Raw genomic sequence first — 24,733 nt, forward strand, 5'->3', positions numbered from 1 at the left:
TGTTATCCCTCCACTGCTTTTTCAACTCCTGTAGGTACACCACTTCTCTTTCTACCATTGTACTCGACGGCGTATTTATCGAGTGCAGTGAACATGTGACGGAGCACGTTCTCGTCACGCAGCAATTGAATCTTCAATTGCTCATTGAAGGTGGATGGCGCATTGTATTCCAGCACCCAGTACAAACCAGTGGTTTTTTTCTGGATGGGATACGCCAGTGATTTCAGACCCCAGGGATTGGTGTGCACCATTTGACCGCCATTTTCAGTAATGTAGGCAGTAAATTTTTTCTGAGCGGCTTTGAAGTCGTCTTCAGAAAGCACAGGGGTAAAAATCACCATCAATTCATAATTGTTCATGATCCCTGTTTAAATTGTTTTAGAAAAATTGATAAATCCCCGCCGCTATTGAATTCCAACCCGAAGATGGCCAATTTTGGCTAAGGGGCTGCAAAGATACAAGGTTATGAGGACCTGGCAAACAGAAGTTCTAAAGTTTTAATCGCGCTCAAAGATACAGCATCGTATTAATAACCAATTGGTTAAGGTTTTTTCAGGAATCGATCGCCTCCATCAGGCCGTTCCCGGCTTTATTTAGGCGGATGGAATTGCGCAGTCAGGAACGGCCCGCCAGCACCATGCAGGAAATCCTTGCCGGTTCCGGTACCTGCCGCCTTATGTCCGCTTTTACCTCCCCCGCATTCCTGACCATACCTACGGCCGCTCTGGCATTTTGCTCCTATACGCACTTCCGCTTCGACACAAGTCCCAAACCCATCAAGTCCAAACCACCTTCTTATCCCTGGCTATAACCATTTAGTACTACAATAACCAGTATCTTACGAAGCATAAGTATTTCCTCAGCTCAAATTATATGATGAAAAGTTCCCGACATCCGGTCCGGCTGTTTGCCGTTATGCTGGTGCTGGTCTCCCTCACCGCAAAGGCCAACAACCTGGTGACAGCCAGCGGCCTCAAATGTGAATACCTGGTAAATCCGATGGGTATCGAGGCCCAGCATCCCCGCTTTACCTGGCATCTTGCTGATTCCCGCGCCATGGCACGCCAAACGGCCTGGCAGCTGCTCATTTCGACCGACTCGCTCGATTGGAAAAAAACACTCGTATGGCAAACTCCTAAAAGCCCCGGTAGCAATAACCTGGTAACCTATTCAGGTAAAGCCCTGCAACCTTTTACCAAATATTATTGGCGCGTAAATACCTGGGATAAAGATGGTGTATTGACCACCTCACCCACGGCCAGCTTCGAAACCGGTATGATGAACCCTTCCAACTGGAAAGGCGCCTGGATCAGCGACGTCAGTGAGGTGTCGGTCAAACCTGCCGGACAATTCAGGAAACAATTCGAAGCCCCCAAAAAGATCCGTTCCGCGAGAGCCTATATCGCGGTAGCTGGTTTATATGAGCTATATATCAATGGAGCCCGTATCGGCACCCAACGGCTCGATCCCATGTACACCCGGTTCGACCGCCGTACATTATATGTTACCCACGATGTAACCGATCAATTGAAGACCGGTCAAAACGCGATCGGTGTGCTCCTCGGCAACGGTTGGTACAACCACCAGTCAACGGCGGTGTGGAACTTCCATCGTGCTCCCTGGCGCGCCAGACCAGCCTTCTGCCTCGATCTCCGGATCACGTATGATGATGGTACAGTTGAAACCATTACTTCCGGCAAGGATTGGAAAACATCCTTCTCGCCGGTGGTCTTTAACAGCATCTATACGGCTGAGCACCACGACACACGTCTCGCTCAACCGGGCTGGAACACGGCGAATTTCGACGACAGCAAATGGAAATCCGTGATATACCGCGCAGCGCCCTCCAACAACATCGTTGCACAGGTGCTGCACCCCGTTAGGGCAGTCGAAGAAGTCCCCGCTCATTCCGTAAACAAGATCAGCGACACCGTGTATGTATTTGACCTGGCACGAAACATTGCAGGCGTTAGCCGCTTGAAGCTACAAGGCCCTGCTGGTACGATAGTAAAACTCAAACATGCCGAACAGATTTACCCCAATGGTCGTGCCGACCTTTCCAATATCGACGTTCACTACCGGCCAACCGACGACAAAGACCCTTTTCAAACAGATATATTTATTCTTTCCGGGAATGGTGAAGAAACCTTCATGCCCCATTTTAACTACAAAGGCTTTCAATATGTAGAAGTAACCAGCGATAAACCCATTACCCTTTCCAAAGAAAGCCTTACAGGTTACTTCATGCACAGCGATGTGCCGCCGATAGGTACGGTTAAGTCATCGAATCCTACCATTGATAAAATATGGTCTGCTACCAACAACGCCTATTTATCCAACCTGTTCGGGTACCCGACCGACTGCCCGCAGCGGGAGAAGAATGGCTGGACGGGCGACGCACAGATCGCCATCGAAACCGGTTTGTACAGTTTTGATGGAATAACGGTATATGAGAAATGGCTGGCCGACCATCGCGATGAGCAGCAGCCCAATGGTGTGCTGCCTTCCATTATTCCAACTGGTGGGTGGGGATACGAATGGGGAAATGGGCCCGACTGGACAAGTACCATCGCCATTATTCCCTGGAATATCTATTTGTTTTATGGCGATACAAAACTGTTGGCCGACTGCTATGATAACATCAAAAAATATGTAGACCACATCGATGAGCTGTATCCCGGCGGACTTACTACCTGGGGCCTGGGCGACTGGGTACCGGTAAAATCGAAGAGCCCGGTGGAATTTACTTCCACGGCTTATTATTATGCAGATGCGCTCATCCTGTCCAAAGCAGCCGGCCTCTTGGGTAGAAAAGTCGACCAGCAAAAGTACCAGGCACTCGCGGAAAAGATCAGGAAAGCATTCAATGATAAATTCCTCAACCGTCAAACCGCACAGTATGGTTCGGGCCTGCAAACCGAAATGAGTGTGGCGCTGTATTGGGGGCTGGTTCCTGACGAACTGAACGCCAGGGTTGCTGCCAACCTGGCTAAACGGGTGGAGTTGGATAATTTTCACCTCGATGTAGGGCTGCTAGGTACCAAAGCCATCCTCAACGCGCTTAGCGCCAACGGTTATGCCGATGTTGCCTACAAACTAGCTGCGCAGGAAACCTTTCCCTCCTGGGGATGGTGGATCAAAAATGGTGCAACCACCCTGTACGAGAATTGGGATATCAATGCCAAATCCGACCTCTCCAGAAACCACATTATGTTTGGAGAGATCGGCGGCTGGTTGTACAAAGGAATCGCCGGTATTAAGCCCGATGAGGCTGTGCCCGGTTTCCGCAACATTATTCTGGAACCCCATTTTGTGGACGGGCTTACTTTCTTCGAAGCGACCCATGATGGGCCTCACGGAAAGATCACCGCTGCCTGGCAAAAAGAGGCAGGATCGATCAACTGGACTATCACCATACCGGCCAATTCCACTGCCACCCTGGTGTTGCAGCTGGAAAAGGGACAGCAACTGTACGAGCAGGGAAAGGCTATAACCGGTGCCGCCGGTCCTGTCCGGTCCACTGGCCACAGGGCCAATGGGAAGGCCACTTATTTTGCACAGGCCGGCACTTACCACTTTGTCATCAGGTAGATAAAACGAAAGGCAAGAAAGTCTGGGACACGCGCCGCCCAGCAATCAAGCCGGTTTGGGGCCCTATCCTGACATTTTTTCCGGTTGGTGCTGGCTGGCATTTTCTTTGGTAGCTTCAGTGAACAAAAACTGCTTTAATCATGCAAAAAGGAACTATACGGGTACAAACGGAGAATATTTTTCCCATCATTAAGAAATTCCTGTACAGCGACCACGATATCTTCCTTCGTGAGCTGATCAGCAATGCGGTGGATGCCACACAGAAGTTGAAAACACTGTCTTCGATCGGTGAGGCGAAGGGGGAATTGGGCGAATTGAAGATCGAAGTGAAGCTCGATGCTGCCAAAAAGACGATCACCATTTCCGATAGAGGGGTGGGTATGACAGCCGAGGAAGTTGAAAAATACATTAACCAGGTAGCGTTCAGTGGTGCCGAAGAGTTTGTGAAGAAGTACAAAGGACAGAACGAGAACAACATTATTGGTAAGTTCGGTCTGGGCTTTTACTCGGCCTTCATGGTAAGTGATCGAGTAGAGATCTTCACCAAAAGCTTCCGCGATGGCGCACAGGCTGTTCGTTGGGAATGCGACGGCAGTCCCGAATACACACTCGAAGACACCGAAAAGGCAGACCGTGGAACGGACATCGTATTGCACATCAATGAAGAAAGCAAGGAGTTCCTGGAGGAGCAAAGGATAGAAGGCGTATTACGCCGTTTCTGCCGTTTCCTTCCTGTACCTATTTTCTACGAACCCAAGGCCGGTGAAGAAAAAAAGGAAGACAGCCCTGAGCCCGAGCAGATCAACAATGTTCAGCCAGCCTGGACCCGCAAGCCTTCTGAGCTTACCGCCGATGATTACCAGAACTTTTATAAGGAGCTTTATCCTTACCACGAGCCGCCGCTGTTCTGGATCCATGTAAACGTGGATTATCCCTTTAATCTTACCGGCATATTGTATTTCCCCAAGATCAAACAGAGCTACGAGATCCAGAAAGATAAGATACAGTTATACAGCAACCAGGTTTTTGTAACCGATGAAGTAAAGGATATCGTGCCCGAGTTCCTGATGTTGCTGCATGGTGTGATCGACTCTCCCGATATACCGCTCAACGTTAGCCGTAGCTACCTGCAGGGCGATCCCAATGTGAAGAAGATCAACAACCACATCACCAAGAAGGTGGCGGACAAGTTGGAAGAGATCTTCAATAAGGAGCGTCCTTCTTTCGAAGAAAAATGGGATAGCCTCGGCCTGTTCGTGAAGTATGGGATGATGACGGATGATAAGTTCCTGGAAAAGGGCAGCAAATTCCACATCTTCGAAGCTACCTCCGGCGACAGGAAGTTCTATACCCTGGAAGAACTTCGGTTGGCCACAGAGACCTTGCAAAAGAACAAAGACGGAAAGCTGGTTATCGTCTACACTACGGATGCAGTACAGCAAGACGCCTATATCAAATCGGCAGAAGGAAAGGGATATATCGTCGTTAAAATGGATACGCTCGTTGATGCGGCGTTCCTGAATACGATGGAGCAAAAATGGAACGATGTTCATTTTACCCGGGTAGATGCCGACATCGTGGATAACCTGATCGACAAACAGGAGAATGTTGAGTCGGTACTCAGCAAAGACGATGAAGGTAAACTCAAGGATCTATTCAATATTCAACCAGCGAACTTACATGTAACCGTGGAAGTGAAGGGCCTGAGTACGGAAGCACCGCCGGTAGTCGCAACGCGCCCTGAGTTTATGCGTCGTATGAAAGATATGGCTGCCATGCAGGGGCCGATGGGAGCGTTCTACGCCAACATGCCCGATGAAGTAACCCTTACGGTAAATGGCAACCATCCTATCTACCAGCGGGTACTTGCCGAAGACAATAAGGAGAAACAATCCATGACAGTCCTCAACCTGGCAGATCTTGCGCTGCTGTCGCAGGGGCTGCTGAAAGGTGCCAATCTTACCAATTTCATCAACCGCAGTGTGGAACTGATGGGGGGCGAAAAGAAAGGAAGCACCATCCTGGAAGCTTAATATTACATAATGGGCTCGCAGAGCCCAATCGAATACCGGGGCTGACCTTAAAAAGGGCAGCCCTTTTTGTTTTAGGGATACCAGCTACGGAAGCGGGCAACCGCCTGTGTTTCCGGCCTCCTTATTTCATCATCTTAGGGTCATCCTAGGGTCATCCTAGGGTTTTCCCAGGGTTAACTCAGGATATTTTGCCTGTCAGGACCCTGCAATAACCCTAAGTAGACCCTAAGATGAAGCCAGAAACACAGGTATAACAATCAGCTAATCCTGGCTTTTTGCCAAAATAAGTGAGGGCGGCTCCGGAAGGGCAGCCCAGAATATTCCATGATTTGCAAACTTTCGGTTGGAAACTGGACGGGAATTATGTGAGCCCATCCCGCAGGTCAGGATTCTGAAAGCCTGAAGTCAATCACTTTCAATTGTAGATGTTTTTCATCATTCCAGACATTTTCTTCCAGGGTAAATACCACATCGAGTGGTTTCTGCTCCTGGAGCAGGTAGAACTTCCTGGCCATATTAAACCCTATTCCGTTAAACAGGATATTTTCCTGGCGGAGGGAAAACTTGATGTGGTTATCCTTTACTACCCTCGAATAGCCGCTATTCATCACATTTTTCGTTACCCATACCGGTTTTGAGTTATCCGGTCCGAATGGTTCCATTTGATGAATGATGTTGTAAAAGGGCTGCTTGAGGTCCCGGAAGGGAATTTCTCCATCGATAATGATCTCCGGCACCAGCAGTTCGGGGGTAATGGTGGCTGCCACGACCTCTTCGAACCGGGCGCGGAATGCTTCTACGTTGCCGGGCTCCATGGTCATACCGGCTGCATAGAAGTGTCCGCCATAACCCAGCAACAGGTCTTTACATTGGTGTATGGCTTCGTAAACATTAAACCCCGCTACGCTTCGCGCCGATCCGGCAACATATTCGCCCGATTGGGTCAGTACGATGGTGGGTCTATAATAATGGTCTATAAGGCGGGAGGCCACGATGCCCACAACGCCCTTATGCCAATGAGGCTGGTATATAACGGTAGATTTGCGTGCGCGAAGTGCTTCATTCCCCTCGAGCAGGGCGAGTGCTTCATCGGTGATATTCTTATCAGCTTCTTTACGGTTGGTATTGTCGGAATGGAGCATTTCCGCAAACTGATGCGCTTCCTGCTGGCTGGCGGCGATGAACATCTGCACGGCTTTCCTGGCATCATCCATACGCCCGGCCGCATTTACCCGCGGGGCGATCATAAAGACAAGACTATTAATGAATAAGGCCGATTCCAGTTTGCTCAATTCCTTTAGTGCGCTGATGCCGTAATTGGGGCGCTCATTGGCTTTTTTCAAGCCATAAAAGGCCAGAATACGGTTTTCACCGGTCATGGGCACTATATCTGCGGCGATGGCGGTGGCCACCAGATCGAGGTACTCTTCGGCTTCAGCAGAAGGAAGATCCATCCGCTCTGTGAGGGCGGCTATTAGTTTAAAGCCAACCCCGCAGCCGCACAACTCCTTGTAAGGATACTGGCAGTCGGGTTGTTTGGGGTTGAGGATGGCTACAGCTGGTGGTAATACGGCGTCGGGGGTGTGGTGATCGCACACCACAAAATCGATCCCCAATTCGCGGGCGTAACTGATCAGGTCGACCGATTTAATGCCGCAATCGAGTGAGATGATCAGGGAAAATCCTTCGTCGCGTGCAAAGTCGATTCCCTGTTTGGAAATGCCGTAGCCTTCCCTGTACCTGTGGGGAATGTAGAAATCGATCCGGGATGGCTCATAATGTTTTTGCAGAAAGCTGAACATGCATGAAACCGAGGTGATGCCATCGACATCGTAATCTCCAAACACCAGGATTTTCTCCTGCCGGTCGAATGCCTGCAGGATGCGGTCAACCGCTTTTTCCATATCCTTCATCAACCAGGGGGCGTGAAGGTCTGTCAACTGAGGACGAAAGTATTTTTTTGCTTCTGAAAAATCTTCGATCTCTCGCTGTATCAACACTTTACAGAGGGTGGGGTGTATTTTTAGCGACTCATACAAAGACTTTACTTTCAATTCATCCGCCGCAAGTATGTTCCATCTTTTCTGCATGGTGTCAATTAGCTATAAGTTGAGACCGCCAAGCGGTAGATAAATGTAGAGAAAGCTGTAAGTAACTACCGATCCCAATGCTTGCAGCACGGCCGGTTTGAAGGGCAGGCTGTCGTGCAGGATCAGAATTTTCTATCCGTCGTAAACCTGACCAGTTCTTCCAGGCCCTGTTGCACTTCGGGGTTTTTAAATTCCTGTAATATACTCAAAGCCTCGTCACGGTAAGCAAACATCTTTTGTTCGGTGTACTCTATGCCGCCTGTTCGTTTAACGGTATCGATAACCTCCTGAACCTTTTCGGCATCCTTATTGTGATTTTTGATAATGTAAATGAGCCGCCTGCGGGTGGTGGCATCAGAATTGTTAAGGGTGTATATAAGAGGCAGGGTGAGCTTTTTTTCTTTGATATCGTTGCCGGTAGGTTTGCCGATGGAGTCGCTTCCATAATCAAACAGATCGTCTTTGATCTGAAAGGCGATCCCCACCTTTTCACCAAAAAGTCGCATCTTTTCGGTGATCGTTTCATTTTGAGTGACCGACCAGGCGCCGGCGGCACAGGCCGAAGCGAGCAGGGAAGCCGTTTTACCGGTAATGATCTCAAAATAGATATCTTCTTTGAGGTTCAGCGTCCGGGACTTTTCGAGTTGCAGTAACTCTCCTTCGCTCATTTTTCGAATGGCGTCCGAAAGTATCTGGAGGATCCTGAAATCATTGTGATCGAGGGATAGCAACATACCTTTCGCCAGGAGGTAATCGCCCACCAGTACTGAGATTTTCGTTTTCCAGAGCGCATAGGTTGAAAAAAAGCCCCTGCGTTCCAGGGACTCATCCACCACATCATCGTGTACCAGCGTTGCAGTGTGGAGTAGTTCCACCAGTGACGCAGCCCGATAGGAGGAAGGTGAAACAGGTCCGCATAGTTTGGCGGAAAGCAGCACGAACATGGGGCGCAGTTGCTTGCCTTTCCGGTTTACTATGAAGCGCATGATGCGGTCCAGTAAAGGCGTTTGGCTTTTGACTGCTTCCCGGAATTGTTTCTCAAATTCAGCTAATTCGTCGCGTAGTATAGCCTGTGATAATTTCATTTAGTCCAAAAAGGAACGGCAAATTACTATTTTACTTTGTAAGTGAGACAGTAAATTGGTCCTACATATAGGAGTCTTATTGAATGATTGACAGCAAGATAATGGGCGCAACGTTAGCTAAAAAAATTTGGTATTTAGTTTTCAATTAATATTTTTGTGACTAATTTGGACATTGGTTTTCTTAATCCTTCACATAAACTTTAGTTATGGCAAGCAAAAAGTACACAGGTCTGTTTGGCTTACTATGCCTGCTCACGTCTGGCGCGTTTGCTCAAATAGGCGGCAGCTACGATGTACAGGATTCCTCTGTAATACCATCAAAAAGATTACCTCAGCACAGTGAATTTATGGCTAACAATTACCCGTTCCCGGCCAAGCCCAGGAATAGTTGGGAAATTGGTATTAAAGGCGGCCTCGCCAATGTAATCGGTGACGTGCGTTCACGTTTCGGTTGGGGCGCTGGTTTACACGTTCGTAAAGCACTGGGTTATGTATTCTCTTTGCGTGGAGATTTCAACTATCTGAATACAAAGGGTATGAACTTCCAGGCATCACACAATTATCAGAACAATCCAGCTTGGAACGCATATCCAAGGCCAGTTGCTGGTGGACCTCAGCACGTGTTCTACAACTACAAGACAAATATCTATGATGCGAGCTTGCAGGCTGTATTCACTTTGAATAACATCCGCTTTCATCGCGCCAAATCCGGATTCAATGTTTATGCATTTGCCGGTCTTGGTGGTACAGTGTTTGACGCAAAAGTTGACGCATTGGACGCGAACGGCGCTAATTACAGTGCCCTGTTCACCCAGGTGTATAACAAGTATGCACCTACCAGCTTCCCTTACAAAGACCGTAAAGACATCCGCAGCGATCTGAAAGACGGTATGGATGGCGATTACGAAACTGAAGCTCAAGAAGATAACGGCCAGGCTAAGCTGTTCGGCGAACCTTTCCGTCCCAACCTGAACTTTGGTCTCGGTATGCAATTCAAGCTCAGCAAAAAACTGAGCCTCGGAATCGAGGATAAGGTTACACTGCCCAAAACCGACCTGCTCGATGGTCAGCAATGGCAAGAGAATGGAATCGCAGCTACTGCCCAAACAAGGGACATGGACCTGTATAATTTCTTCTCTGTTGGTCTGAACTTCGCAATCGGTGGCAGCAAAGCTGTTGAGCCCCTCTGGTGGTTGAATCCCCTGGATTACGCTTACAACGAGATCAACAAACCTCGTCACATGAAGCTCCCCAAGCCGATCCTGGATGATTCCGACGGCGACGGTGTTACCGATCAATTTGACAACGAACCAAATACTCCTGCAGGTGCTCCTGTTGACGTTCGTGGTGTAAGCCGCGATACTGATGGCGATGGCGTTCCTGATTACAAGGATAAAGAACTGGTTACTCCTACTCAGTGCCAGCCTGTTGATGCTGATGGCGTTGGTAAATGTCCTCCTCCTGCATGCTGCGATGAGCTCGCACGCAGACTGGACAGCCTTGGTCCGATCAGCCGTTGCAACATCGGCAGCCTGCCAAGCGTAACCTTCAAAGGCAAATCTGTAACCCTGAGCAACGATGCGAAAGCCCTGCTGGCCAGCGCTGCTCAACAGATCCGCAACAACCCTGCTTGTAAGATCGCTGTAGTAGGCTACTGCTCTACTAACAAGTCTGAACAGCAGCTCAGCTGGGATCGTGTTAACTCAGTTATCACTTACCTGGTTGAAAAAGAAGGTATTAGCTCAGATCGTTTCATCTTCAAGTATGGTGAAACAGGTGGTGAGTGCACTACCGTTGATCTGCGCGACGGAACTGGCGAAGAAGGTCCTAACACAGTACCTGCTCCGCACCCGAACTTACGCCGCAGAGGATAGTACTTTTGCTGTCAACTCTATAATATATAACCCCTCCTTGTTCTAAGGAGGGGTTTTATATTTATCTTAACGAACGGAATAGACCCATTTTACATTCCTTTCCTATTATTGCACCTAATACCTTAACTTTGCCCACCTTTATGAAGTCAGCATTTTTGATTGTATTTTTCGCGTTGGGACTTGCTTCCTGCTCAAAGTTTGCTAAAGTGCAGAAAAGCAATGACTATGACTACAAACTGCGTATGGCGGAGAAGTACTACGTTGCCAAGAAATACAATTATGCCAAGCAACTTTATGAAGAGCTGTTTCCGTTGATGAAGGGACAGCCACAGTTTGAAGATCTATTTTATAAGTTTGCGTATTGTTCTTATTATCTTCATGATTGGATGAATGCTGAAAACCTGTTCAAACAGTTTGTGGAAGTATTTCCCAACAGCCCCAAGGCAGAAGAAATGGATTATATGAGGGCTTATACCTATTACAGGCAGTCGCCTAAGGTAGCGCTGGACCAAACCACCACCGAAAAGACCATTGGTTTGATGCAGACTTTCATTAATACACACCCTGGTTCGACCCGCATTAAAGAAGCGGGCGAGATCATTGATAAGTGCAGGCTGAAACTGGAGGCGAAAGAGTTGCTGAGCGCAGAGTTATATTATAATATGGGTAAATACCGTGCTGCGGCTATTGCCTATACCAGCCTGATGAACGGTTATCCGGATTCTCAAAAGAGTGACCAGTATAAGTTCCAGATCATTAAATCCTATTACCTCTTTGCTTCCAACAGTATAGATGAAAAGAAGCCAGCGAGGTTTGAACAGGTAGTTACAGAATGTAACGATTTTGCCGACCGGTTTCCGGACAGCAAACTAATTAAGGATGTGGAGCGTTATTCTTCTTTGTCTCAGAACAATATTAAAGAAATCAGTAAAGTCAACAATAATGAGCAAGTTAAGACGACAAATTAGCGCTAACACCGCTAACACGGCGGAAACCAAAGATCTGAACGTGATCAAAGGCAAAACCGGTAATGTATACGAATCCATTGCCATCATTGCCAAGCGCGCTAACCAGATCAATATTTCCCTGAAGGAAGAGTTGCACAACAAGCTGGAAGAGTTTGCCAGCCATACTGATAGCCTGGAAGAGATACACGAAAATAAAGAGCAGATCGAGATCTCCAGGGCCTATGAGCGCATGCCCAACCCATCCTTGCTTGCTACCCAGGAGTTCCTGGACGACAAGATCTACTACCGTAAGAATGAAGACGATCTGTTTAGCTAGTCAGGATCAGTAATAATATTCACAAGCGATAGGACCTTCCTGTCGCTTTTTGTTTTTGCATGCCAGACCGGCGCCATTATCTGCTACCCGCTACCGGTTGATCCGGAAAGCAACACGATTTCCGGTACTGTAGAATTCTTGGTAGGCTGCACCGGCTTCTTGCGCAAAACTTCCTGCTAAATGCGGATTTATAAATAGATTTGAGCACCGACCGCGAACTCCGTCACCCTCAAGCTGTTCAAACGAAACCTATCAACATGTTTCAGGATAAAAAGATCCTCTTGGCCATCACGGGAAGCATAGCAGCCTATAAATCAATACTGCTTACCCGCCTGCTTATTAAAGCGGGTGCCGAAGTGAAGATCGTAATGACCCCGGCAGCCCGCGACTTTGTTTCCCCTTTAACATTGTCAACCCTCTCCAGGAATCCCGTCGTCATTGACCTTTCGAATAATGAGTCCTGGTCAAACCATGTGCAACTGGGCCGCTGGGCCGACATCATGATCGTGGCTCCACTGAGCTGCAATACGATGGCAAAAATGGCCCACGGGTTATGTGATAATATGTTATTGGCAACTTATTTGTCTGCTACCTGTCCGGTAGTAGTAGCACCCGCGATGGATGAAGATATGTGGCACCACCCCGCCACCCGGAACAATTTGCAGCTACTCGAATCATATGGAAACAAAGTAATTCCGGTTGGCAGGGGAGACCTGGCCAGTGGCCTGTATGGTGATGGCCGGATGGCGGAGCCCGAAACGATCATGCAATTTATTCAGGAACATTATTTTATAAATCAAGACCTTGCCGGCCGCAAAGCCTTGGTTACAGCAGGACCTACCTACGAACCGATCGACCCAGTTCGATTTATCGGTAACCATTCCTCGGGAAAAATGGGATTGGCGATCGCCGAGGAACTGGCGCGCCGGGGAGCAGCGGTACAGCTGATTTTAGGCCCTTCCTCCGTAAATACCACGGTAGCAGGCATAAAGGTCCATAAAGTACAGACCGCGCAACAAATGTTCGATGCCTGCTTACAGGAGTTCGCCGGTGCAGATATAGCAGTAATGTCGGCAGCTGTGGCCGACTTTACACCCGTCACCACCAATGCTGAGAAGATCAAAAAGACTGCAGGTAGCCTTACAGTAGAACTTACTAAAACCCGCGATATATTGAAATCATTGGGGAAGGAGAAACGGCAAGACCAGGTTTTAGTGGGATTTGCCCTGGAAACCAATAATGAAAAAGAATTTGCCCGGGAGAAGCTAAGCAGCAAGAATGCCGATATGATTGTGTTGAACTCCCTCAACGACGAAGGCGCGGGATTTGGCTATGACACCAATAAGATCACTATTTTTGAACGAAGCGGCCTTGAACTGCCTTACGAGCGTAAACCAAAACAACAAGTGGCCCACGATATCGTTGATAGAATTGTAAACATGTTGTATGCGTAAAAAACTGTTAGCGCTGATCCTTCTTCTTACTGGTTTGCAGGCCGTTTTGAATGCCCAGGAACTGCAGGCCCGGGTAAGCATCGATGCCCGCCAGGTAAGTTCACAAACGGATAAAAAGATATTCCAGACCTTACAGAACTCACTGAATACATTTCTCAATAACCGGAAGTGGAGTAATGAGACATTTCAGACAAATGAGAAGATCGTTTGCCAGTTCCTGGTAGTAGTAAGGGCTGCCTTGCCCGGCAATGTGTACCAGGCCTCTTTGACTGTGCAGGCCACCAGGCCGGTGTACAATACCAATTACGAATCCCCATTGATCAACTTTCAGGACGAATCGTTCAACTTTAAGTATGTAGAATACCAGCCAGTAGAATTTAACGAGAACAGGGTCTCCGGTTCCGATCCATTGGTGTCGAACCTCACCGCTACACTGGCCTATTATGTATACGTGATCCTGGGGCTTGATTTCGATTCCTTCGCCTTGCGCGGAGGCGATAGCTACTTTCAAAAAGCGATGTCGATTGTAAACAATGCGCCCGAAAACAGGGACATTAATGGGTGGAAAGCCTTTGATGGATTACGCAACCGGTATTGGCTTATTGAAAATTTGACCAACAACCGCTACACACTGGTGCATGACGCTATTTATAGTTACTACCGATTGGGTATGGACGCTATGTACGAGAATGAAAATGAAGGACGAAATGCAGTCTTGAATACGCTGAACATTCTCAATACGCTGAATACAGATATCTCCAATACCATGATCGTTCCATTCTTTTTCCAGGGCAAGTCTAACGAAATGATCAGGATCTTCAAGAAAGCGCCGCCCGAAGAGAAACAAAAGGCCAGGGAAATATTGATGCGGGTCGACATCACCAATGCCAATAATTACAAACAGGAATTAAAATGATGCAATTCGGACGAGGATTGAATAAGCAGCTGAAAGTACTGGGCGCTGGTTGTTTCTATTTATTGGTATTTACCGTAATTGGGCTGGCGGTAGCCTGTTCCAATAAAAATAAGATACCATCGGATGTAATGGCGCAGGATAAAATGGAAAAAGTGATGTGGGATATGATACAGGCCGATCGCTTTTCATCGCAATTCCTGGAAAGGGATTCTGTAGCGAAGAAAAATATCAAAGTGGAGAACCTGAAGTTATACGAGCAAGTATTCCAGCACCATAAGATATCCAAAGATGAATTTCTTCGTAGCTTTCAGTTTTACCTGAGCCGCCCCGACCTGAATAAGCCAATCTTTGATACCATGTCTGCCCGGGCCGACCGGCGGAGAGCCGAAATGTACAAGTCTGATACGGCAAAGGCTTTAAAATAGAGCGCGTACTGCACCATGAGGGAACTGTTCATTTTAATGGGTTCTCACCTGTAGAAATCAAAAACGAACTTTCACCATATGAATAAAGTTGTAGCTAACGCTGATGCTGCCATCAACGATATTCCGGATAACGCGACGATCATGCTCGGCGGATTCGGACTATGCGGTATTCCCGAAAACTGTATAGCAGCCCTTGTGCGCAAAGGCATCAAAGACCTCACCTGTATTTCAAATAACGCCGGCGTAGATGATTTTGGACTGGGCCTTTTATTGAAGACCAGGCAGATCAAAAAGATGATGAGTTCCTACGTAGGCGAAAATGCAGAATTTGAAAGACAGCTGCTGAGCGGAGAACTGGAGGTAGACCTTATACCCCAGGGTACCCTCGCAACAAGGATACAAATGGCAGCCATGGGTATTCCTGCCTTCTTCACTCCGGCCGGTTACGGTACCGAGATCGCAATCGGAAAAGAGGTACGGGAATTCAATGGCAAAATGCACCTCATGGAACATGCCCTGCATGCCGATTTCGCTATCGTGAAAGCCTGGAAGGGCGATCACATGGGTAATCTCGTGTTTCGGAAAACCACCCGCAACTTCTCCACCTCGATGGCCAAAGCCGGTAATATTACGATCGCCGAAGTAGAAGAACTGGTACCGCCCGGCCAGTTGGATCCGGATCAGATCCATGTAGCAGGCATCTACGTGCACCGTCTATTTGAAGGCACGGATTATGAAAAGCGGATCGAACGTAAAACGGTTCAGATCAACAAAGGATAAACCCACTCTACTCTTCCGAAAATAAATACGAACGATTATGCCATTGGATAAATTCGGTATTGCAAAGCGCATCGCCCAGGAACTTCGCGATGGAATGTATGTGAACCTCGGTATTGGTATTCCCACACTGGTCTCTAATTATGTCCCTTCAGGTATTTCAATTATGCTGCAATCGGAAAACGGTATGTTGGGCATGGGGCCTTACCCCGTTGCGGAAGAGATCGATCCTGACCTGATCAACGCGGGTAAAGAAACAGTAACGGTACTCCCGGGAGGTGCATTTTTCGACAGCGCAGAAAGTTTTGGAATGATCCGCGCAGGTAAGGTTGACCTTACGGTACTGGGCGCCATGGAAGTTTCCGAGCAGGGCGACATTGCCAATTGGAAAATACCAGGCAAAATGGTGAAGGGAATGGGAGGTGCCATGGACCTGGTAGCCAGCGCCAAGAATATCATTGTGGCCATGATGCACACGAATCCCAAAGGCGAATCGAAAGTGTTGCCTTCCTGCACGCTGCCGCTGACCGGTGTTCGCTGTGTAAAGCGCATAGTCTCAGATCTGGCTGTGATGGATGTATTGCCCGGCGGAGGATTTCAGCTGATAGAACGGGCCCCTGGCATTTCGGTGGAGGAAATAAAGGCCAAAACACTTGGCAAACTGATCATTCAAGGCGAAATACCGGAAATGAATATCAATTAGGGAAGACGGCCACGCTAGAACAAGGAAGAGCTCCGGTCATTAGAATCTACTTCTTTTATTGGGTTAAAGCAGTAAGCGGCGGCGATGAAAAAACCGATCCTGATATCATTGATGATAGAAAGCAGGATCATCTTTTCCTGCTGCTGGATAGTAGTGCCTTTGCCCTGGGCAATGACAAAACCCGTAAGCAGGTACATGGTGAAGTAACAAATATTGCCGCCGGCAATCCAGAACATGGGCGATTGGAAGATAAACAATTGCTTGTCGCGGATTAGCTGAACCAGGGCTATTATAGCAGCTCCCAGCAGGATCATAGCCCCTGCCATCGACAGAATGAATGAATATTGACCGATGCCACGCAATGCATAGACCGTAATTGACACTGATGAAAAGGCAATCAAGATTGTATACAGCAGATTCTTTAGCCAGGCTGGTTCAACCATCGTCCTGAACAGGTAAAGCAACAGCGCAAAAATGCCCAGATCAAAAATGCCATTAATGAACGCAATATTACCGGGAACCAGTTGAGGAATGTATACCATTAAGTGGTTCAAAAAAGACAGCAGGCAAACAGCTCCCAGTATGATCATTATATCCTGATGTCCGTTACGGCGTGCAAAAATGATCAAGATAGGGATCAGTGGCAAAATGATTGCCAGCAACGCAAGTGCTAAAGGTATGATTGTACCGGTTTGTACCATAGTGAAAGGTTCGGAAACCGGTTTTCCATAGAGAAGAAACTTTCTCCCGTTCTACTCCCGATTATCCTGACAGGGCAGGGGGTGATGACTGTAATGTATTGGGATTTACTGGCTACATATATCAGTGGGCAAAACGACCATTAGTTTGATATATGTCGGCTATAGCTGCTAAAATTAATCAATTAAGTTGTTTTTCACTGCAAAGAAAACCAGACCTGCGGTATTTTTTGCACCAAAACGTTCCATGAGTCGGTCCTTGATCGCTTCAACGGTACGCGGGCTTACTTCCAGTTTCTGGGCTATTTCGTGCGCAGTGAATTCCATACAGATATACTTGATGACATCCCGTTCGCGGTCGCTGAGGGTGATCTCATTATTCAAAGTGGGTACCACTTTTTGGCGGGCGTGTGATTTTTTCAATAATATCCTGTTCACGAAGTTGTTGAGGTAATATCCTTTACTCATGACCTCCATGATGGCCTTTTTGATCTCGGCCGGATCGGCACTTTTCAGTAAATAGCCGTTGGCGCCAATTTCCATCATATGGCTCACGAACCGCTCGTCTTCGTACATGGTGAGAGCGATGACGTGGATCTGGGGATATTGCTTGGCGACTACCTTGGTTGTTTCAATACCATCTTTCTGAGGCATACGCAGATCCATCAGGATCACATCCGGTTGCTCGGGGGCGGCGGGAAGTGCGTCCAGTAGCTCCTGGCCATTTTCTGCTTCGAAAACAAACTTGATGTTGGTATAAGGTCGTAATGATAGGATAACACCCTTCCGGAATATCTTGTGGTCGTCAGCGATAGCAACTTTAATGGGTCCCATTGTTTTTATGATATTGGCAGCTAAAATTACTGAAAAATGTCCGTTATAACGACTGTTCATACACCTGAAAATCGGGAGATCGTATTGATTTTCAATTGTTCAATACAGCCAGCCAACGGCGCACAAATGTAATTAGTTTTAATGCTTCAGCGACTGATTAAATTCGGCCTGGGCATTATAATTATTCCGCTGCAGGTTCTTCTTCCAGCTTCGGTATCTCAATCGTGACCTTATAGTAGGTCTGGGACATGTCCTTTTCGAAAAAGATCCTGCCCTGCAGCAGTTTCAACCGGCTCTGAATGTTCTTCAGGCCCAGTCCGACATTACTTTTGTTGAGTTTTTCAAAATCATTCTGGGTAATCCCGCGACCGTCGTGATGCAAGCGGATATAAAGTTTGCTACCGCCCAGATTTTGGGTAAGGTGGATGAAGCTGGCATTACTGTGCTTCAGAATATTGTTGACCAGCTCTTGTATAACGCGGAAGATGATCAGTTCCTGATCGGGGTGGAGCCTTTCGCGGTAGTCATGAAACCGGCAGCTGGCGTTCATGCTGCCCGAACCGCTGATCTTTTGAAAGAGATCATTTACTGCCGACTCCAGACCGAAGTTCTTCAGGGTGGGTGGCATCAGGCTATGAGAGATATTTCGGATGAGCTGAATAGTGTCATCGATGATTTGCTTGGCATTGTAAATGCTTTGCAGTTGGGTGGTTTTATCGAGGTTTACCAGGTTTTCGTTGAGATATAGACGGGCAGTGGCCAGCAACGGGCCAGCATCGTCGTGGAGATCGGCAGCTATACGTTGCCTTTCTTCTTCCTGCAGGCGTATTGAAGCGTTCAACAACATTTTCTGTTGTTCCTGTTCGAGGCGTTGAAGCCTCATCTGATAGCGGATAACCTTACGTTGGTGGAAGATGATGAAAACGATAAGCCCGATCGTAAGGGCCAGCATACCCACAGTACCAAAGAAAAGTACAAGGGACACAGGACTGTCGGGGTTATTGATTTCGAGCAAGAACATGGGTGGTGCCTTGCGGCAGGGGTTGGTTTTTGGGGTTAAGTAGCCGAATTCTCAAACTCAAACAACTCATCACTAAAAGGCCGCTCATTGGTTGGCTGCGGCTTATAATTAGGTATTATGAATGCAATCGTTAATAAAATATGTTTTAGCAGGTTAGAGATCGAATTGATAAACCAGTAAGATCGCCTTTCTTCCTGAGATACAAATTCGGCCGCTATGAAAAGGAAAAAGGTTGCCGACATGTAAACGAGGATCGCCACGACGATCCAGAAGGTTTTGGACGAATAAATGAATGAAACCTGCATGTCCCTGATCTGTTCGAAGAAAAACCAAACACAGAATACGATGATGAGCATGGATTCTACAGAGGCAGGGATGGCGTCAAAATTATTCGACTGATCCTTATTGAGCATGTAATAGAACACGATGGCATAAAACACAGGGAGTGACCCAAGGATCACCTTTCTGATCATGCCCGGTTTTATGTTGAGGTATAAAAAGATTGAAAAAAGCGTATACTCAACAACCGTAAAAAAGCTAAAGAAATAAAACTTGATCTGCGAATTTTTGGGAAAAAGACTCATCGTAAAGTCCGTAAGGAACGATAGGAGTACGTACACAAAGATTACCCATAGTTTTTTCTCATTATTCCTCTTAATGAAGATAAGAAAGAAAACTATGGGTAAGATTCCCGATAATCTGCTAAGATTTGCAAGTATGTCTCTGGTGAGCAAGGCCTTTTAATGTTTCTCAAATATAAAAGGCATTTACTTAATAGTCAAGTAATCAGGAAAAAAGACTTTATTAAAGACCGAAGATCCATTTCCACCAGGAGTCGCCGTCGCCGTCGGTTCTGTCACCAACAACACCAGCTTCGCTAGTAATATTACCTTCGTTATTTACGGCAGTGTATTCGAAAATGTTCTTGCCGTTCTTGTCGATACCTACGTATACCAGGGTCTTTTTACCATGCTCGTTGATAGCATTGTAAAAGTGAATGCCTTCGCAACCAGGTTGAGCGAGGATCTGCTCGATGATGTTGCGGCCAATCACATACGAAAGTGCTTCGTTAGGGTTGGCATTCTTGTAGTTAGCGATAAATTCAGTGCCCAGTTGATAGCCAATTTCCTCACCGATTTCTGCTGTCGGACGCTTGGTGATGAGTTCATTTTGCATCATAGTAGTAAGTTTTTAGAGGTTTAGAATAGTAGTTTGGAGGTCCAAAAAACCTCTAAAAAAAAAAGCTATACAACGGGTGGTAATCCTGATCAAAATGGTTTAAATTGCCTGCAATTCAATAGGGTAGTGGATTTGCGAGGATTTAACTCGTAACAATACGAGATAAAAACGAGTAAAAGCGCGGCGTTTTGATAGTATTTCTACTAACGTACAATGCCCAGGTTGACGGGGTAGTCTTACTAGAAAAGGGAGTTATCAACAAAATGACAAAGAGTGTGGATAAGTGGTAACTCTTAGAGGTTTGTGAGGTGGATTTTAAAAACGGGACTATCTGGTTTGAATAAACTACAAATACTGTGCTGTTTTTTGCTTCCCGGCTTTTGAACAGCACTTTCCGGAAAGATGAACAGGTTTTCAGCTAAGCGGACCGGAAAAAGAAGAATAAGATCAACAAACGCATACAGGCAGGTATCAAGCAACAAAAGAGGGGAGAAGTTGACTGATATTGGATTTGACGGTGGTTTTCATAAGATAAATGGAAATTATTTCTGGACGGTAACTCTGGACATTGGATGTGAGAGGTTGCCTATCCTTCCATCAATCAACTTCAAAACAAAAATACCCGGATACAAAATACAGGTCAAGAGCACTTTTGCTCATTTTTATTCGTTCAGTATATACACGGTCGGACGTAGAAATTCAATATCCTGGCTCGAAAAACTCCGATTGATCTTAATCAACTAACTTTTGCTGAATACAACAGGTAATTTTTTTATACGATATTGCCTGTACAGGGTAGCCTCGTGAGTTGGAAAAAAATATCCCCCTGGCAATTGTAGTTCAATTTCATATACCGGATTTATGTAGCCAATTAACCCGTTAATAAGCCAAACCCGCCAACAACTATGAGTGCTGAACTGGTAATTAAAGTTTCACTTGCGGATGATCATAAAATCTTTCGCGATGGTATCAAAATGGCTCTGAAAGGTAAAGAATACCTGAAAATCCTCTGGGAAGCCGAGGATGGCAAAGATCTGATGCACAAAATGCAGCTCAAAAAACCCGATGTCCTGTTGATGGATATCCGCATGCCGGAAGTAGACGGGGTTAATGCGATCGGGATCCTTCGCAAGGAGTACAACGATGTCAAGATCATTGTGCTTACCATGTACGACGACCAGGAAATGATCACCAAAATGATGGAAATGGGGGCGAATGCCTATCTCACTAAAACTTCCGATCCAGACGAAATATACCAGGCGATCCTAACCTGTATGAACGACGATTTCTATTTCAATGATCTCGTCAATAAGGCAGTACTTTCCAAGCTGCAGACCAAAAAACAGGTGCGCCAGTTTTATCCCAATCCCATTAAATTCTCAGAAAAAGAGGTCCGCATCCTCAAATTACTGGCCGAAGACAAAACTACCGAAGAGATATCCAAAGAAATATTCTTAAGCCCACGTACGGTCGAAACTATCCGGCAGAATATGAAATCCAAGGTGGGAGCCAAAACAATCGCCGGCCTGATCATGTACGGTATGCGTAACAAATTAATCGACTAAGCTATAGATACTATTTACTCTACTTTCCTTATTGCTCCATAAAAAAAGGTACAAGCTACTATCTGCAACTTGTACCTTCCGGTCTACATGAAGACCTTTTTATCTCTCTCTTATCCCGGTAATCAGCCAAGCCGCATAACGGCCGCTTTTCCCTACGACTTAAGATTCAGTTTTATTCGTAACTCATCCAGCTGTTTGTTATCGATGGATGACGGGGCATCGAGCATTACATCACGGCCGCTGTTGTTTTTGGGGAAAGCAATAAAGTCACGAATGCTTTCGCTGCCACCGAGAATGGCGCAAAGTCTGTCGAAGCCAAATGCAATACCACCATGCGGCGGAGCACCATATTCAAAAGCCCCCAGCAGGAATCCAAATTTATGCAGTGCCTCATCTTTACTCATTCCCAACGCTGCAAACATCTTTTCCTGCAGGTCTCGCTGGAATATACGGATCGAACCACCCCCGATCTCATTTCCGTTCAACACCATATCATACGCGTTCGCTTTAATATTGGCATACGGATGCTTCAGGTATTCCGCAGCATTTTCGATTACGGGATTGTTATCGATCATCGTGGAGATCTGGTTGGGCTTAGGTGCTGTGAACGGATGGTGACGCGCTACCCAGCGATTGTCTTCCTCACTGTATTCGAACAGTGGGAAATCAAGCACCCACAGCAACTTTAGTTCGTCTTTCTTACGCAATCCGAGCCTTTCGCCCATTTCAAGGCGTAGTTCACTGATCGCCTTGCGGGTTCTTTCTTCCAGACCTGCCAGGATCAATACCAGGTCGCCGGCTTTGGCCCCGGCGGCGTCGGCAATGGCTTTTAATTTGTCTTCCGAGAAGAACTTATCTACGCTGCTTTTATAAGTACCGTCTGCATTGCATTTGATGAATACCAGGCCCTGCATACCTATTTGGGGTCTTTTCACCCAATCGGTCAATTCGTCGGTCTGTTTTCGGGTATACTCAGCACAACCCGGTACCGCTATCGCCACCACTGTTTCGGCATCATTGAATACTTTGAAGTCGACGCCGGCCAGCAATGCCTCATTGGGTTTCAGCCTATCCACGTTGAAAGCCGATTTGATGTTCAGCAACTGCATGCCAAACCGGATATCTGGCTTGTCATTACCGTATTGCCACATGGCATCTTCCCAGGTCATGCGTTGCACCTGTTCAGTATAGTCAACACCTTTTACCGTCTTGAAGATATGTTTGATCATTCCTTCAAACATGTTGAGGATATCTTCCTGCTCAACAAAACACATTTCGCAGTCGATCTGGGTGAATTCCGGCTGGCGATCTGCACGCAGGTCCTCATCCCGGAAACATTTTACCACCTGGTAGTAACGGTCGTACCCGCTCACCATCAGCAATTGCTTAAAGGTTTGGGGAGACTGTGGCAGTGCATAGAACTGGCCAGGGTTCATACGTGACGGAACTACGAAATCGCGAGCGCCTTCTGGTGTACTTTTGATGAGGAACGGCGTTTCAATATCCATGAACTGGTTTTCGTGCAGATAGTTTCTTGCTGCACGGTTAACGGCGTAACGCAACTCCAGGTTCCGCTTCACCGCATTGCGGCGCAGATCCAGGTAGCGGTACTTCATGCGCAGGTCGTCTCCGCCATCCGTATCGTCCTGGATAGTGAAAGGTGGCGTTACCGATTTATTCAGGATGGTAAACGAAGTCAACCTGATCTCAATATCGCCGGTTGGCAGATTGGGGTTCTTGTTGGTGCGTTCGGTCACCACCCCTTTGGCCTGGATCACAAACTCCCTGCCCAGCGGCTGTTGGTCCAATTGCGGATTAAGTTCTTCTCCGAATAAAAGCTGTGTAATGCCATACCGGTCGCGCAGATCAGCGAATGTGATGCTGCCAAATTTCCTAACCGTTTGAATCCAACCGGCGAGCGTTACTTCCTGGCCGGCCTGTGCCAACCGAAGTTCGCCACAGGTATGCGTTCTGTACATTGCCTATTGTTTAATTTTATGTGTTGCTGGTTACAATGAATACTGAATGGGAACGTTGTTTACAGGATCGTATGGAACCTACCGGTTTCTGCATCCATAAACAATTAATATTCAACATTCAATTTCAAATTGGTCAAAATGACCGGTGAGCGGCAAAGGTAACAGAAAACAGGTTTCCCACCGCTGCCCGGCCACCAGCCTTAAATGATTATTTTCGCTCCAGATGCCGCAGGATTCAACCTATAAATACCAGGTACCGCAAGGCGATACCGTCTCCCACCATTCCGGGAAAAAGGCGTCTCCTGCCGCAATCGACACCGCACTGGCCGGGATACCCTCGGCCGCCCCCCTCAAAAACGTTCAGGTGCAGCTTACGCCTGAGCAACAATTATCCCATGAATTGGGCAATTGGTTTTTTGGTGCGTTGTTTCTGATACTCCTGGTGACACTATTCTTTCCCCGTCTCTTCAAAAGGCTGAAACTCCTTTTTTATTCGCGCCGGGCAAAAGCCGTTTATGATGACCGTCAGCCCGATTACCACGCACTGCTGCTGCAATACCTTCCCTATTACCGGAATCTCGCAGCCGATCAGCAAACAAGGTTTCTCCAACGTACGGTCGTGTTCATGACTTCCAAGCAGTTCGAGTATGTTGAAATAGCACCGGAAGAAAGGATGCCCCTGCTCATCAGCGCCACCGCCGTGCAATTAACCTTTGGACTCGAGCACTACCTGATGGAGCATTTTGAAAAGATATATGTATTGCACCATGACTACCATTATGGCTTAAACAGCGTTCCCTTCCAGGGCCACGTAGCGCACGATGGTATTTACTTATCATGGAGCAACTTCCTGAAAGCGTATGATGATTACCATGACGGCGATAACGTCGGTTTGCACGAAATGGCCCATGCGCTCGCCTACGTGAACTTCAACGTTAGTGAAGGGCGCGATGACGGATTTCATGACCGGTTCATCCGTTTCTCATCAACAGGCAGAAAGGTATTCGATAAAATGCAGGACGAACTCTCCGGAGGTTTTCTGGGTAGTTATGCTGCCAGCCGTTACGAAGAGTTCTGGGCTGTTTGTGTAGAGAATTTCTTTGAGCGCCCCACCTCTTTCAAAATACAATTGCCTGAGTTGTATGAGGCTATGTGTTTGTTGCTGAATCAGGATACGTTGAAAGCAGGCGTTATCCTGAATCCAATAGAAAATGCTTAGATTCAG

Annotated in this window: 22 protein-coding genes; 13 read left to right on the plus strand and 9 right to left on the minus strand. The window is 47.1% G+C overall.

The window, feature by feature from the left end:
* Window positions 1-2: 2 nt before the first annotated feature.
* A complete protein-coding gene (gene rpsF / locus P2H89_RS13105; RefSeq protein WP_275827431.1) occupies window positions 3-359 on the minus strand; it encodes a 30S ribosomal protein S6 in 357 nt (118 codons plus the stop codon).
* 242 nt (window positions 360-601) lie between these two features.
* Here rpsF and P2H89_RS13110 point away from each other — a divergent pair, with 242 nt between their 5' ends.
* From P2H89_RS13110 to htpG, 3 genes are all read left to right on the plus strand, one after another.
* Window positions 602-811, plus strand: coding sequence for a hypothetical protein (locus P2H89_RS13110; RefSeq protein WP_275827433.1), 210 nt, complete (start codon window positions 602-604; stop codon window positions 809-811).
* Window positions 812-873: 62 nt separating this feature from the next.
* Window positions 874-3,591 (plus strand): alpha-L-rhamnosidase, encoded by a 2,718-nt coding sequence (locus P2H89_RS13115; RefSeq protein ID WP_275827435.1) that lies wholly within the window; start codon window positions 874-876, stop codon window positions 3,589-3,591.
* 140 nt (window positions 3,592-3,731) lie between these two features.
* On the plus strand, window positions 3,732-5,624 hold the full coding sequence (htpG, locus tag P2H89_RS13120; RefSeq protein ID WP_345799366.1) for a molecular chaperone HtpG: 1,893 nt from the start codon (window positions 3,732-3,734) through the stop codon (window positions 5,622-5,624).
* 383 nt (window positions 5,625-6,007) lie between these two features.
* Here the strand turns inward: htpG and recJ are convergent, their stop codons facing one another.
* Together recJ and P2H89_RS13130 are read right to left on the minus strand one after the other, a co-directional pair.
* Window positions 6,008-7,714 carry a single-stranded-DNA-specific exonuclease RecJ gene (recJ, locus tag P2H89_RS13125; RefSeq protein ID WP_275827437.1) on the minus strand — a complete coding sequence of 569 codons (1,707 nt, stop codon included), beginning with the start codon at window positions 7,712-7,714 and terminating at the stop codon, window positions 6,008-6,010.
* A 122-nt stretch (window positions 7,715-7,836) separates the two neighbouring features.
* A complete protein-coding gene (locus P2H89_RS13130; RefSeq protein ID WP_275827439.1) occupies window positions 7,837-8,799 on the minus strand; it encodes a polyprenyl synthetase family protein in 963 nt (320 codons plus the stop codon).
* A 206-nt stretch (window positions 8,800-9,005) separates the two neighbouring features.
* On the opposite strand from P2H89_RS13130, the gene P2H89_RS13135 reads away from it, so the two are divergent.
* The 8 genes from P2H89_RS13135 to P2H89_RS13170 all read left to right on the plus strand — a co-directional run bounded on the left by P2H89_RS13135 (window position 9,006) and on the right by P2H89_RS13170 (window position 16,232).
* On the plus strand, window positions 9,006-10,673 hold the full coding sequence (locus tag P2H89_RS13135; protein ID WP_275827441.1) for an OmpA family protein: 1,668 nt from the start codon (window positions 9,006-9,008) through the stop codon (window positions 10,671-10,673).
* Between the two features lie 140 nt (window positions 10,674-10,813).
* Complete coding sequence (bamD, locus tag P2H89_RS13140) at window positions 10,814-11,641, plus strand: outer membrane protein assembly factor BamD (RefSeq protein ID WP_275827443.1); 828 nt, start codon at window positions 10,814-10,816, stop codon at window positions 11,639-11,641.
* Window positions 11,616-11,957, plus strand: a complete 342-nt coding sequence (locus P2H89_RS13145; protein WP_119051715.1) for a DNA-directed RNA polymerase subunit omega — start codon at window positions 11,616-11,618, stop codon at window positions 11,955-11,957. Before bamD ends, P2H89_RS13145 begins: the two co-directional genes overlap by 26 nt.
* A 257-nt stretch (window positions 11,958-12,214) precedes the next feature.
* Window positions 12,215-13,411 carry a bifunctional phosphopantothenoylcysteine decarboxylase/phosphopantothenate--cysteine ligase CoaBC gene (coaBC, locus tag P2H89_RS13150; RefSeq protein ID WP_275827448.1) on the plus strand — a complete coding sequence of 399 codons (1,197 nt, stop codon included), beginning with the start codon at window positions 12,215-12,217 and terminating at the stop codon, window positions 13,409-13,411.
* Entirely contained in the window at window positions 13,404-14,327 is a 924-nt protein-coding gene (locus P2H89_RS13155; protein ID WP_275827450.1) for a DUF4835 family protein, read from the plus strand. The genes coaBC and P2H89_RS13155 overlap by 8 nt, the downstream gene beginning before the upstream one ends.
* Window positions 14,324-14,752, plus strand: coding sequence for a DUF4296 domain-containing protein (locus tag P2H89_RS13160; RefSeq protein WP_275827452.1), 429 nt, complete (start codon window positions 14,324-14,326; stop codon window positions 14,750-14,752). Before P2H89_RS13155 ends, P2H89_RS13160 begins: the two co-directional genes overlap by 4 nt.
* 78 nt (window positions 14,753-14,830) lie before the next feature.
* A complete protein-coding gene (locus P2H89_RS13165; protein ID WP_275827454.1) occupies window positions 14,831-15,532 on the plus strand; it encodes a CoA transferase subunit A in 702 nt (233 codons plus the stop codon).
* Between the two features lie 37 nt (window positions 15,533-15,569).
* The gene (locus P2H89_RS13170; RefSeq protein ID WP_275827456.1) at window positions 15,570-16,232 is read left to right on the plus strand and encodes a 3-oxoacid CoA-transferase subunit B; all 663 of its coding nucleotides are present in this window, start codon (window positions 15,570-15,572) and stop codon (window positions 16,230-16,232) included.
* A gap of 14 nt (window positions 16,233-16,246) precedes the next feature.
* Here P2H89_RS13170 and P2H89_RS13175 read toward each other — a convergent pair whose 3' ends face one another.
* From P2H89_RS13175 to P2H89_RS13195, 5 genes are all read right to left on the minus strand, one after another.
* Window positions 16,247-16,822: a hypothetical protein gene (locus P2H89_RS13175; RefSeq protein ID WP_275827458.1), complete on the minus strand. Its 576-nt coding sequence runs from the start codon at window positions 16,820-16,822 to the stop codon at window positions 16,247-16,249.
* A gap of 285 nt (window positions 16,823-17,107) precedes the next feature.
* Complete coding sequence (locus P2H89_RS13180; protein ID WP_275827459.1) at window positions 17,108-17,764, minus strand: response regulator transcription factor; 657 nt, start codon at window positions 17,762-17,764, stop codon at window positions 17,108-17,110.
* A gap of 181 nt (window positions 17,765-17,945) precedes the next feature.
* Entirely contained in the window at window positions 17,946-18,785 is an 840-nt protein-coding gene (locus tag P2H89_RS13185) for an ATP-binding protein (protein WP_275827461.1), read from the minus strand.
* A gap of 35 nt (window positions 18,786-18,820) precedes the next feature.
* Window positions 18,821-19,258 carry a hypothetical protein gene (locus P2H89_RS13190; protein WP_275827463.1) on the minus strand — a complete coding sequence of 146 codons (438 nt, stop codon included), beginning with the start codon at window positions 19,256-19,258 and terminating at the stop codon, window positions 18,821-18,823.
* A 331-nt stretch (window positions 19,259-19,589) separates the two neighbouring features.
* Window positions 19,590-19,964, minus strand: a complete 375-nt coding sequence (locus P2H89_RS13195) for a hypothetical protein (RefSeq protein WP_275827465.1) — start codon at window positions 19,962-19,964, stop codon at window positions 19,590-19,592.
* A 905-nt stretch (window positions 19,965-20,869) separates the two neighbouring features.
* On the opposite strand from P2H89_RS13195, the gene P2H89_RS13200 reads away from it, so the two are divergent.
* Entirely contained in the window at window positions 20,870-21,529 is a 660-nt protein-coding gene (locus P2H89_RS13200) for a response regulator transcription factor (protein WP_275827467.1), read from the plus strand.
* Window positions 21,530-21,681: 152 nt separating this feature from the next.
* Here the strand turns inward: P2H89_RS13200 and aspS are convergent, their stop codons facing one another.
* On the minus strand, window positions 21,682-23,508 hold the full coding sequence (gene aspS / locus P2H89_RS13205) for an aspartate--tRNA ligase (protein WP_275827469.1): 1,827 nt from the start codon (window positions 23,506-23,508) through the stop codon (window positions 21,682-21,684).
* Window positions 23,509-23,731: 223 nt separating this feature from the next.
* Between aspS and P2H89_RS13210 the strand changes: the two genes are divergently transcribed.
* The gene (locus P2H89_RS13210) at window positions 23,732-24,727 is read left to right on the plus strand and encodes a zinc-dependent peptidase (RefSeq protein WP_275827471.1); all 996 of its coding nucleotides are present in this window, start codon (window positions 23,732-23,734) and stop codon (window positions 24,725-24,727) included.
* Window positions 24,728-24,733: the final 6 nt, after the last annotated feature.

Origin of the sequence: Paraflavitalea sp. CAU 1676, from assembly GCF_029223285.1 — a bacterium.
In the GTDB taxonomy this organism is placed as follows: domain Bacteria; phylum Bacteroidota; class Bacteroidia; order Chitinophagales; family Chitinophagaceae; genus Paraflavitalea.